The sequence below is a fragment of the Paracoccus sp. TRP genome (genome assembly GCF_000185925.1).
Taxonomy (GTDB): Bacteria; Pseudomonadota; Alphaproteobacteria; order Rhodobacterales; family Rhodobacteraceae; genus Paracoccus; species Paracoccus kondratievae.
This window is the reverse complement of sequence record NZ_AEPN01000065.1, coordinates 1-11,783: the sequence shown is the minus strand read 5'-3', so window position 1 is coordinate 11,783 and position 11,783 is coordinate 1. Positions and strand designations below refer to the sequence as shown.

Below are 11,783 nucleotides of genomic sequence, written 5' to 3'. Positions count from 1 at the left end.
CACAATCACCCAACTTGGCAATGCCGCCGAAAGACCTGGAAGGACGCGACTTCATCTTGATTCCGCGTCACCTCGCCCCGTCTCGTCCGAAATCAGCCGGGCTTCCTCACCCCGGCCCTGGCCATGGGCGCCTGCAAGGAAGGCCGCATCCGCCCCCTGCTGTCGGTGGGCGATACCGAAGAGCCCCAACCTCCCCGGCATTCCCGCCTCGACCATCGTCAAGGGTCTGCTCGGAGAGCGGCGAGAGCTTGCCTGACCCGGCCGCGCCGCAGCGGAACGGGCCGCAGCGGAGCGGGCCGGCGCGGCCTGTCCGTTCCGCCGATCCGGCCGGCGGGAATGCATTCCCCATGGCCGCGCAGGGGCCGCGCGGTCAGCCTGCGGACGGGCCGGAGCCGGATGCGGCGTCACCCGCAGGCCTGTTCGCGTCATCGATCAGGCGGCGGTGGCGGCGGGCCTCGGCCATTATGTCCTCGAACCGCTCCAGCCCCTTCGCCTCCAGCGCCGCGATCAGCCGCAGATAGGCCTCGGCCGTGGCGCGGGTGTCGCCCATGGCGGTGTGACGTTCCTCGGGCGGGATGACGATGCCCAGCCGCTCGGTCAGCGCATCCAGCGAATGCGGCGCCGACTGGCCCCAGAGCATCGCCGAAAGCAGGATCGTATCCAGCACCTGATTGTCGAAATGCGCCCCGGTCTCGGGCGCGGCGCGGCGCAGGAAGCCCATGTCGAAGGGCGCGTTATGGGCGACCAGCACCGCGTCCTCGGTGAAATGGCGAAAGGCGGTCAGCGCCGTGACCATGTCGGGAGCATCGGCCACCATCGCATCGGTGATGCCATGCACGGCGGTCGAGGCGGGCGGGATCGGCCGGCCGGGATTGACCAGCGTGTCGAAACGCTCGCCGGTCAGGCGGCCGCGGGCGATGCGCAGCCCGGCGATCTGCACGATGCGGTCGGTCGCGGGATCAAGGCCGGTCGTCTCGGTGTCGAAGACCACGCAGGTCAGGTCGGCCAGCCGCGACGAGGCCGCGCCGCGTCGCGCCAGGGCGAAGTCATAGGTCAGCCCGGCGCGGTCCGGCCGGTGCGAGGCGATGGGCAGCGGCAGGACCAGCCGCGCCTGGCCGTCCCGCGCCTCGGTCCAGATGCCGGTGGCATGGGCCGCCAGGATCTCGTGCCCGGTCAGTTCGGGCTGCGCCGGGTCGGGCGGCTCGGCCAGCCAGGATTCCAGCCGGTCCATGGGCAGCGGCGCCCCGGTCCAGAGCAGCAAGAGCCGCGCCTCGGACGCCTCGGCCTCGGCCTCAACCTCAGCGGCAAGGCGGGGGGTCGCGCCCTGTTCGCGCAGGCGTCGGTCCAGATGGCGCAGCAGCCCGTTCACCCCGGCCGCATCGGCCATCAGCATCAGCCGCGGCGGCAGGTCGGGCGCCGGATCCAGCCCGGCGGCCAGCTCGTTCAGCCCCGCCCCTCCGCGCGGGGCATCGCCGCTCATCGCCTCGGTCAATGCGCGCAGGGCATTGGCAAGCCCCTGCCCCTCGGCCCGGATCGCCTGGGCCAGCGCGGGCGGGATCGGACCCTCCAGCGCACCCAGCATCGGCACCAGGGTCGCGGCATGGCGGCGCAGAGTCTCCAGCAGGTCGCGCGGCGCGGGGCGCTGCGGCGGGCGGTCGTTCAGGATCAGCAGCGTGCCGCCATCGATGCGCCGCATGCGCCCCCAGAGCCGCTGCCCGGCCGAGCTCAGGCAGATCAGGTCGGTCGCCGCCGCCCCCGCCGCCAACCGCGCCGCACCGGCCTCCAGCGCGCCACCGGGCAGGTGGCGCTCGATGGGGCGGTCCAGCGCGATGCCGGGCAGAAGATGCGCGGCCGAGGCGTTGTAGAACATCACCCGGCCGGCCGGATCGGTCATCACCGCGCCGGCGCCGATATCGGCGAGAATGGATTCCAGCGTCGCCTTTTCGCGCTGCAGGTCGGCGGCATGTTCGGCGATGGCATCGGCCAGCGCCTCGGCCGAACGCGCCCGCGCCTCGGCGGCATCGCGGGCGGCGGGGCCCAGATCGGCCAGATAGCGGGCCTCCTCGATCTCGGGCGCCTGACCGGTGCGCAAGCCCCCGGCCAGCAGCTCGATCGGGCGGGCCACGTTGCGGTCGAACAGGAACCAGATCCAGACCACCATCCCCAGCGCGCCGAAGCCCGCGATCAGCGCCGCCTGGACCAGGGCGTCCAGCATCACCTGGACCGGGACGCCCCGGCCCGCAAGGCCCGCCCCCGCCACCCAGAGCGCCACGGCCAAGGCCGCAAGGATCGCTGCCGCAAGCCCCGCAAAGATCAGCAGCACCCGCAGCCGGAGCGAAAGCCGCGTCAGCATCGCCCGCCCAGGAGCCGCGCCAGTTCCGCCCGCAGCTCGGACAGCTCGAAGGGCTTGGCGATGAAACCGTCCGCCCCCAGCGCCAGCCCCTTGCGGCGCTCCACCACCGAGCCGCGCGCGGTCATCAACAGCACCCGCACGTCGTTCAGCGCCGGATCGGCCCGCACGTCCTGCACGATCTGGTAGCCCGAGACATCGGGCAGCATCACGTCCAGCAGCACCAGATCGGGATGGCTGGCGCGGATCTCGTCGACCGCGCCGGCGCCCGTGGCCATGCGGCGGTGCTTGTGGCCGTCGCGCGACAGCAGGAAATCCAGGGCGGTGGCGATATTGTCCTCATCCTCGACCACCAAGATGCTGGCCATCATCCCCCTCCTCCGCAGACGACGGAATAGGCCGGGTCCGAGGGGCCCGGCGGCGACCATGCGCCGCGCGCCGGCCGGACCAGCCCCTTGGCGCAATCGAATTCCTGCGGCACGACCAGCGTCGGGCCGCGCCGCTCGACCAGCGTGATTCCGGCCCGGCGCGTGCCCTCGGCGGTCTCCGAGATGCCGGCGGGATCGAGGGCGGCAAAGCGGATCACCACCGGCGCCAGATAGGTCCAGGGCGCCCAGGGCTGGCTGTCGCGACCCACCAGCAGGATCTGCGCACCCGCGGGCAACCGGGCGACCGCCCGGTCATACCAGGCGTAGTCATTCCAGACCGCATAGCCGACCATCGCCAGGCCGATGCCCGCCGGCAGCAGCCAGCGCGCCGGCGCCAGCCCCAGCTTGCGCAGCAGGTGCATCCCGGCATAAAGCAGCGCCGCCGCGCCCACGCCGACCGCGATCACGCCCAGCAATTCGACCCCGATCCCGGTCATATGCCCCTCATCCCAACATTCCCTTGCCGTGGCCTAGCGCCGATTGCATCCCCCGCACCACCACGAAGGCGTCGCGCAGATGGCTGCGCTGGAAATCGGGCAGCGCGGCGGGGGACAGATGGTTGCCCGGCCGTTCGCCCGCGCGGATCTGCGCGGCCTGGTTTTCCAGCCGCGTGGTCTGGATCAGGTCATAGGCCGCGATCAGGTCGCGTGCGCCGCTGCCCGAGATGATGCCCGCCGCCTGCGCCTCGACCAGCCGGGCCCTGGTGTTGACGGGCGCCAGCTGGCCCTGCAGCGCATAGATGCGCGCCAGGTCCGCCACCGGCACGACGCCGCTGAGCTTCATGTCGATCTGGTTGCGATGCTCGCCCGTGCGCGCGGTGGCAAAGCCGCCGATCAGCCCCAAAGGCGGGCGGTGCTTCATCGCGTTCGAGATCATATGCGCCACGAAGATCGAGTTCTTCGCCGCCATCCCCAGGGTTTCGGCCTGCAGCCCCTCCAGCAGCGCGGCATCGCCGCCGATGGCGCGCAGATCGAACATGACCGAGGCCAGCATCTGCGCCTCGGGGCTGGGATGGGCGATCCAGTCGCGGAAATAGCCGCGCCAGACCCGGCGCGGCTGGCGCCAGCGCGGGGTGACGGCCATCATCTCGCCGGGGCAATAGACATAGCCGCAGGCATTCAGCCCATCGCAAACGAAGCGCGCCAGATCCGCGAACCAGGGATCCTCCGGGTCGCAATCGTCACCCAGGATCAGGCAATTGTCCTGGTCCGACAGGCCGGTCTGTTCCTGCCGCCCCTGGCTGCCGCAGGCCGCCCACAGCCAGGGGCCGGGCGGCGGCCCCAGCCGCGCCTCGGCCATGACCAGCAGGCGCCGGGTCACGGCATCGGCGATGTCGGTGATCATGCGGGTGATGGTTTCGTGCCGGTGATGACCGTTGACCAGCTGCACCAGCAATGCGGGAATGCGTGCGGTGGCCGCCGCCATCTCGGCGACATCCCCCGATTGCGCGATGTCGCGGATCAGCGCCGAGGCCGAGATCGCCTGCACCCGCGTCAGGTCGGTCTGGCTGACCATGCCGACGAAGCGGCCCTTCTCGACCACCGGCAGATGGCCGATGCGGCGCTCCAGCATGATGTTGAGCACGTCATAGCCCAGCTCCGCCGGCGAAAGCGTGATCGGATCGGGCGTCATCACCTGCGCGACGGGAACGTTCACGTCGCGCCCCTCGGCGACGATGCGGTTCGAGATGTCGCGGATCGTGACCAGCCCGACCAGCCGCTCCCCGTCCAGCACGCCGATGCTGCTGACGCGAGCATCGCGCATGGCGCGGGCGGCCTCGATGGCGGGGGTCTCGGGCGTGCAGGTCAGCGGCGCCCGCCGCCCGATCAGGTCGCCGACCTTCAGCAGCGCCAGATCGCTTTCGCGACTGCCGGGCAGGCCGCTGCGGTCGAAGAAGCGTGCAACCGCACGATGGCTGCCGATCAGCCGCATCAATTCGGCGCGGGGCAGCATCAGCACGGTCGAATCCTCGATGGCCGTCGCAGTGGTGACTGCCACGCCGTCGCGCAGCAGCCCCCTTTCGCCAAAGGAGTTGCGCGCCATCAGCTCGGAAACGGAATCCCCCGCGGCATCCGAGACCCGGACCCGGCCGCTTTCGATCAGGTAAAGCCCCGCCAGCCGGTCGCCGCGGCGATAGATCACGCCGCCGGCCGGATAGTCCCTGCGCTTGAAGGCCGCCGCGGCCCGCGCCAGCTCGTCCTGCGGCAGGCTGTCATAGGGATGAACCGTGGCGATGAATGCGGCGATGTCGTTCATGGTCCCTGCCCTGCCGAACGGCGGAAAGGCCGCGCCCCGCGAGGGGGCGCGACTGTTCGTCAATGCGCCTGCGCCGCGCCGGCGCCGCGCGGAACGCGGATCGACTCGACCAGGTCGCGCACCTCGGCGGGCGGCTCCTTGGTGGCGGCGGACACCAGATAGGCCACCGCGAAGTTGATCACCGCGCCGATGGTGCCGAACGAGGCCGGCGAGATGCCGAACAGCCAGGCATCCGCGGTATCGGGCAGCATGTTGGTCCCCGAGATGAAGAACCAGCCCTTGTAGGTGAAGATATAGACCAGCGTCGAGATGACCCCGGCCAGCATCCCCGCCATCGCGCCTTCCTTGTTCATGCGCGTCGAGAAGATGCCCATCATCAGCACCGGGAAGATCGAGCTGGCCGCCAGGCCGAAGGCCAGCGCCACCGTCTGCGCGGCAAAGCCCGGCGGGTTCAGGCCCAGGATCGTGGCGACCAGGATCGACACCGCCATCGAGACGCGGGCCGCGAACAGCTCGCCCTTCTCGCTGATGCCGGGATTGATCGCGCCCTTGATCAGGTCGTGGCTGACCGCGCCCGAGATCGCCAGCAACAGGCCCGCCGCGGTGGACAGCGCCGCCGCCAGGCCGCCGGCGGCGACGATGGCGATGACCCAGCCCGGCAGGTTGGCGATTTCCGGGTTGGCCAGGACCATGATGTCGTTGTTCACCGTGGTCAGCTCGTTGCCCTGCAGGCCCTGCTCGGCGATCACCGTGGCCAGCGGCTCGTTCGCCGCCCCGGCCTCGTTATAGTACTGGATCAGGCCGTCGCCGTTCTTGTCCTCCCAGTTCAGCAGGCCGGTCAGCTGCCAGTTGCGCATCCAGTTCAAGTCCTCGCGGTTCTGGATGTCCTCCAGCGACACGGCCGGCTGGCTGAAGGTCTCGCCCGTCTCGGCGCCCGGCCACATGGTCGCGGTCAGGTTGAAGCGCGACATCGAGCCCACCGCGGGCGCGACGGTATAGAGCAGCGCGATGAAGACCAGCGCCCAGCCCGCCGATTTGCGCGCATCGGCCACTTTCGGCACGGTGAAGAAGCGGATGATGACATGCGGCAGGCCCGCGGTACCGATCATCAGCGCCATGGTGAACAGTACCATGTCCAGCGTCGAGTTATGGTGCCCGGTATAGGAGCGGAAGCCCAGGTCGGTCACCACCTGGTCCAGCTTGGCCAGGAACTTGGCGCCCGAGGCGTCATGCGTGCCGAACAGTCCCGTCTGCGGCAGCACATGGCCGGTCAGCTGCAGGGCGATGAACACCGCCGGGATGGTATAGGCGATGATCAGCACGATATACTGCGCCACCTGGGTATAGGTGATGCCCTTCATCCCGCCCAGAACGGCATAGACGAAGACCAGCGCCGCGCCGATCCACAGCCCGGTCGAGCTGGAGACCTCCAGATAGCGCGAGAAAGTCACGCCGACGCCGGTCATCTGGCCGATCACATAGGTGATCGAGATGATCAGCAGGCAGATCACGCCGATGATCCGCGCCGTGCCGGAATAGAAGCGGTCGCCGATGAATTCCGGCACCGTGAACTTGCCGAACTTGCGCAGATAGGGCGCCAGCAGCATCGCCAGCAGCACATAGCCGCCGGTCCAGCCCATCAGATAGGTCGAGTTGTCATAGCCGGTAAAGGCGATGAGGCCCGCCATCGAGATGAACGAGGCCGCCGACATCCAGTCGGCCGCCGTGGCCATGCCGTTCATGACCGGGCTGACGCCGCGGTTGGCGGCATAGAACTCGGCCGTGGAACCGGCGCGGGCCCAGATCGCGATGCCGATGTAAAGCGCGAAGGATGCCCCGATGACAAGGAGGTTGAGGGTAAACTGGCTCATGGGATGCTCCTCACTCCTCCACGCCGTGTTCGGCGTCCATCTTGTTCATGCGCCAGGCATAAAAGAAGATCAGCACGATGAAGACCAGGATCGAGCCTTGCTGCGCGAACCAGAAGCCCAGATCGGTTCCTCCCACCGAAATGCCCGCCAGCAAGGGCCGCAAGACGATCCCGAAGCCATAGGACACCAGGGCCCAGATGATCATGCACAGCCAGATCAGCTTCAGATTGGCCTGCCAATATGCGTTTGACGATTGTCTGTCACTCATGTCCTTCGTTTCCTCCCTTTTCAGATGTCTCGCGCTCCGCCTTTGGGATTTGCGCCCCCCGGCGCCCGGCGGAAGGGCGGGGAGGCATTTCCCGCGCCCGTCTTCAGGCGCGGTTCATCCTGTTTTCGATGAGTTCGTCGACGACGCTTGGGTCAGCGAGGGTTGAGATGTCTCCGAGGGCGGCGAAATCGTCCTCGGCGATCTTGCGCAGGATGCGGCGCATGATCTTGCCCGAACGCGTCTTCGGCAGGCCCGGCGCCCATTGGATCAGGTCCGGCTTGGCGATCGGCCCGATCTCGGTGCGCACCCATTTCTCCAGCTCGGCGCGCAACCCGTCGCTGGGCTCGACCCCGTTCATCAGCGTCACATAGGCATAGATGCCCTGACCCTTCAGCGGATGCGGATAGCCCACCACCGCCGCCTCGGCCACCTTCTCATGCGCAACCAGCGCCGATTCCACCTCGGCCGTGCCCATCCGGTGCCCCGAGACGTTGATCACGTCATCCACCCGCCCGGTGATCCAGTAATAGCCGTCCTCGTCGCGCCGGCAGCCGTCGCCGGTGAAGTAATAGCCCGGATATTGCTGGAAATAGGTCTCCATGAACCGCTGGTGGTCGCCCCAGACCGTGCGCATCTGACCCGGCCAGCTGTCGGCGATGCACAGCACCCCCTCGACCCCGTCGCCGTCCAGCGCCACCCCGCTCTGCGGATCCAGCACCACCGGCTTGACCCCGAAGAAGGGCAGCGTCGCCGAGCCCGGCTTGGTCTCGATCGCGCCCGGCAGCGAGGTGATCATGTGGCCGCCGGTCTCGGTCTGCCACCAGGTGTCGACGATCGGGCAGCGCCCCTTGCCGACATGCTTGTCATACCAGACCCAGGCCTCGGGGTTGATCGGCTCGCCCACCGTGCCCAGAACCCGCAGGCTCGACAGGTCGTGCTTCTCGACCCATTCCGGCCCCTGCCCCATCAGCGCCCGGATCGCGGTCGGCGCGGTGTAGAACTGGTTGACCCGGTGCTTCTCGCACACCGCCCAGAAGCGGCCGGCATCGGGCCAGGTCGGCACCCCCTCGAACATCAGCGTCGTGGCGCCGTTGGCCAGCGGGCCGTAGACGATGTAGCTGTGCCCGGTCACCCAGCCCACGTCGGCCGTGCACCAGAACACGTCGCCGTCCTTGTAGTCGAAGACGTATTGATGCGTCATCGCCGCATAAAGCAGGTAGCCGCCGGTGGTATGGACCACGCCCTTGGGCTTGCCGGTCGAGCCCGAGGTATAGAGGATGAACAGCGGATCCTCGGCCCCCATCGGCCGCGGCGGGCAGTCGGGGCTGACCTCCTCCATCAGCTTCAACACGTCCACGTCGCGCCCCTCGATCCAGCTGGTCTGGTCGCCGGTATGCTTGACCACCAGGCAGCGCACCCGGTCCGAGCAATGCAGAAGCGCCGCGTCGGTATTCGACTTCAGCGCCGTCTTGCGGCCGCCGCGCGGCGCGGTGTCGGCGGTGATCACCAGCTTGGCGCCCGAATCGTTGATGCGGTTGGCCAGCGCATCGGGCGAGAAGCCGGCGAAGACAATGGAATGGATGGCGCCGATGCGCGCGCAGGCCAGCATGGCATAGGCGGCCTCGGGGATCATCGGCAGGTAGATCACCACCCGGTCGCCGCGCATCACCCCCTGGGACAGGAGCACGTTGGCAAAGCGGTTCACCTTGTCCGACAGTTCCGCATAGGTGATGTGGCGGGCGGGCTGGTTCGGGTCATCCGGCTCGAAGATGATCGCGGTCTGGGTCGCGCGCCGGGGCAGGTGGCGGTCGATGCAATTGACCGAGGCGTTCAGGATCCCGTCCTCGAACCATTTGATCGAGACCTGGCCCAGGGTGAAATCGGTGTCCTTCACCCGGCTATAGGGCTGGATCCAGTCCAGACGCCGCCCCTCGCGCCCCCAGAACCCAGCCGGATCCGAGATCGATTCGGCATAGAGCCGCGCATAGTCCCCAGGCGTGACCAGCGCAGCCTCAAAACCAGCCGGAACAGGATGTTTCTTAATCGATTCAATGCTCATGGCTCCCCCTCACAGCGATCGCATCATTTCCCCTTGCCCGCAGCGTCATGCCGAAATGCCCCCTCCTGGGCGGCCGCGGGAAAGCTCGAGCACAATGTTAACCAGATCGCCGCTTTCGTGTTAAGTATTTATTTATAAAGGGAGTTTTGTTAATAATTTGACAACGAGCATATCTGGAATGTAAATATTTTACACGCCGGTCGGCACAGTGACCTGGGAGCCATCCTCCTGTCCGCGACGGCGGCTTGATCCCTCCAGGAGGCAGCGCCGCCTGCCGACAGAACGCGCCCTCCGGCACCCGCCGGTCCCTGGCCCAGCGGCCCATCGCCACGGTCTTCACGCGGCCGGTGGCGCTGGCGAAATCGGCCAGTTGGTCGCCTATCCCGTCACCGCCCTGCCGATCTGCGCGCCGGGCCGGACGAGGTCATGGGCACGACCATGATCGCGGGCGCATCGGCCGCTGCTGCTCGCCGTGCCGATGGTGCAGGTGTTCCTGAACTCGGCCTCGGACAGCCATGCCAGCCTGCCCATCGTGCTGGCGCAGGGTGTCTCGTCCGTGGTGGGCGATGCCTGGCCGATATTCGCGCCGCTGATCAGGGCCATGGGCGCCTTCGTCGCCGGCTCGAACACGGTCAGCAACATGATGTTCTCGCTCTTCCAATGCTCGACCGCCGAACAGATCGGCCTGGCGGCGGCGGGCGCGGGCACCGTCGGGCTGGCCGACCGCAAGCACGCGATCATCCGCGAGACCCTGATCCCCATGGCTATTCCGTGGTGCAGGGCGGGCTGACCGGCAACCAGATGTGGTCGGCCGCCGCGGGATGTCCGCTCGAAACGGGAATCCGTCGCACGGAGCGATCACGGGTAAGGCTCATAGCCTGGTTTTGCCCCCTGCCCCTTGATCCACCCGGCGGCATCGCAATCTTGTCAGCAAGGCGTGTGCTGCGTGCGCCCAGGGACTTCCTCCCTGATTACGGAGACTGGTTGAACCCGTTTCTGACAGGAGATGTGCGATGCAGGCACATACTCGCAGCAAGACTTGCGATGTCCGTGATGAATTTCCCGACAGGGCAACGGAGCCCGGATCATCGGAGGCTTTGGCACCCCTCGGCCGCGAGCTGCTGACTGCCGATTGCATTTCGAACCCGGGAAAGGGGGCAATCGTCCAATGATCGGCCAAATGCTGAAAGAAGGTTATGGCATCGAAGGGCATTGCGGGTTGCCGCGCGCCGAGCTGATCGGCCTCGCGGGCAAGCTGCTCGAGGTCCCTGCCCCCCTGATCGACAGCGCGCTGCAAGAGGAACTGGCCGAAGAGACCGTGACCGCCGATCGCGTCCGGGACGCGGACTGCACCTTCCTGACCGGGCTGTATTTGGCCGAGCGCGGGATCGCCGAGCATGTCAGGCGCATCCGCGCGGGCGCCCTGCCCTGGCCCGAGATCGATGCGGACAAGGCCCTGCCCTGGATCGAGCAGAAGACAGGCTTCACTCTTGCTGCCAGCCAGGCCGAGGCGATCCGGCTGGCGCTGCGCTCGAAGCTGATGGTGATCACCGGTGGCCCCGGGGTGGGCAAGACGACGATCGTGAACTCGATCCTGCGCATTTTGGCTGCGAAGGCTGTGAAGCTGTTGCTCTGCGCGCCCACGGGCCGCGCGGCCAAACGCATGACCGAAGCCACCGGCATGGAAGCCAAGACCATCCATCGGCTGCTCGAATTCGACCCGAAAGCCTTCGGCTTCAAACGCAATGACGAGAACCCGCTCGATTGCGATCTGCTGGTCGTCGACGAGAGCTCGATGGTCGATGTGCTGCTGATGCAGTCGCTCCTGAAGGCGGTGCCTAGCAACGCGACGCTGCTGATCGTCGGCGACATTGATCAGCTGCCCTCTGTGGGCCCCGGCCAGGTGCTGGCCGACATCATCGGCTCTGGCGCCGTGCCTGTGGTACGACTGACCGAGGTGTTCCGGCAGGCAGCCCAGAGCAAGATCATCACCATGGCACATGCCATCAATGCGGGGCACTTGCCCGATCTTGGCAAGTCCGATGGCGAGGCGGATTTCTATTTCGTGCCGGCGGCGGATCCGGAGCAGGCGGTGCCGCGAATCGTCGAGCTGGTCGCCAAGCGCATCCCGCAGCGGTTCGGCTTTGATCCGATCAAGGACATCCAGGTCCTCTGCCCGATGAACCGTGGCGGCGTTGGCGCTCGATCCCTCAACGTCGAATTGCAGGCTGCGCTGAACCCCGCTGGCGACAAGAAAGTCGAGCGCTTCGGCTGGGTCTTCGCACCGGGCGACAAGGTGATGCAAATCGAGAACGAGTACGACAAGGACGTCTACAACGGCGACATCGGCATGATCGAGGATGTCGATCTCGACGATGGGGAAGTTGCCGTGGATTTCGACGGCCGGACGGTGACCTTCCTCTTTGGCGAACTCGACACGCTGGTCCCCGCCTATGCGGCGACGATCCACAAGAGCCAGGGGTCCGAGTATCCGGCCGTGGTCATCCCGGTCATGACCCAGCACTAGGTCATGTTGACAAATGGCGAAGCC

9 protein-coding genes are annotated in these 11,783 nt (G+C 67.6%); 2 read left to right on the top strand and 7 right to left on the bottom strand.

All coding sequences use genetic code 11. From position 1 onward, the window contains the following. Positions 1-370: 370 nt before the first annotated feature. The 7 genes from PARACOCCUSGL_RS0118515 to acs form a co-directional block, all read right to left on the bottom strand. A complete protein-coding gene (locus PARACOCCUSGL_RS0118515) occupies positions 371-2,353 on the bottom strand; it encodes a 3'-5' exonuclease (RefSeq protein ID WP_010400167.1) in 1,983 nt (660 codons plus the stop codon). After that, entirely contained in the window at positions 2,347-2,718 is a 372-nt protein-coding gene (locus PARACOCCUSGL_RS0118510) for a response regulator transcription factor (RefSeq protein ID WP_010400165.1), read from the bottom strand. The genes PARACOCCUSGL_RS0118515 and PARACOCCUSGL_RS0118510 overlap by 7 nt, the downstream gene beginning before the upstream one ends. After that, entirely contained in the window at positions 2,718-3,215 is a 498-nt protein-coding gene (locus PARACOCCUSGL_RS0118505; protein WP_010400164.1) for a hypothetical protein, read from the bottom strand. Before PARACOCCUSGL_RS0118505 ends, PARACOCCUSGL_RS0118510 begins: the two co-directional genes overlap by 1 nt. A 7-nt stretch (positions 3,216-3,222) precedes the next feature. After that, positions 3,223-5,034 carry a DUF294 nucleotidyltransferase-like domain-containing protein gene (locus tag PARACOCCUSGL_RS0118500; protein ID WP_010400163.1) on the bottom strand — a complete coding sequence of 604 codons (1,812 nt, stop codon included), beginning with the start codon at positions 5,032-5,034 and terminating at the stop codon, positions 3,223-3,225. A gap of 59 nt (positions 5,035-5,093) precedes the next feature. Next, positions 5,094-6,905: a sodium:solute symporter family protein gene (locus tag PARACOCCUSGL_RS0118495; protein WP_010400162.1), complete on the bottom strand. Its 1,812-nt coding sequence runs from the start codon at positions 6,903-6,905 to the stop codon at positions 5,094-5,096. Between the two features lie 10 nt (positions 6,906-6,915). Further along, entirely contained in the window at positions 6,916-7,173 is a 258-nt protein-coding gene (locus tag PARACOCCUSGL_RS0118490) for a DUF4212 domain-containing protein (protein WP_010400161.1), read from the bottom strand. A gap of 103 nt (positions 7,174-7,276) precedes the next feature. After that, positions 7,277-9,232 (bottom strand): acetate--CoA ligase, encoded by a 1,956-nt coding sequence (gene acs, locus PARACOCCUSGL_RS0118485; RefSeq protein ID WP_010400160.1) that lies wholly within the window; start codon positions 9,230-9,232, stop codon positions 7,277-7,279. Positions 9,233-9,710: 478 nt separating this feature from the next. Between acs and PARACOCCUSGL_RS0118480 the strand changes: the two genes are divergently transcribed. Together PARACOCCUSGL_RS0118480 and PARACOCCUSGL_RS20975 are read left to right on the top strand one after the other, a co-directional pair. Continuing rightward, a complete protein-coding gene (locus PARACOCCUSGL_RS0118480; RefSeq protein ID WP_010400159.1) occupies positions 9,711-10,022 on the top strand; it encodes an L-lactate permease in 312 nt (103 codons plus the stop codon). 390 nt (positions 10,023-10,412) lie between these two features. Further along, positions 10,413-11,759, top strand: coding sequence for an ATP-dependent RecD-like DNA helicase (locus PARACOCCUSGL_RS20975; protein WP_237701580.1), 1,347 nt, complete (start codon positions 10,413-10,415; stop codon positions 11,757-11,759). Positions 11,760-11,783 lie beyond the last annotated feature (24 nt).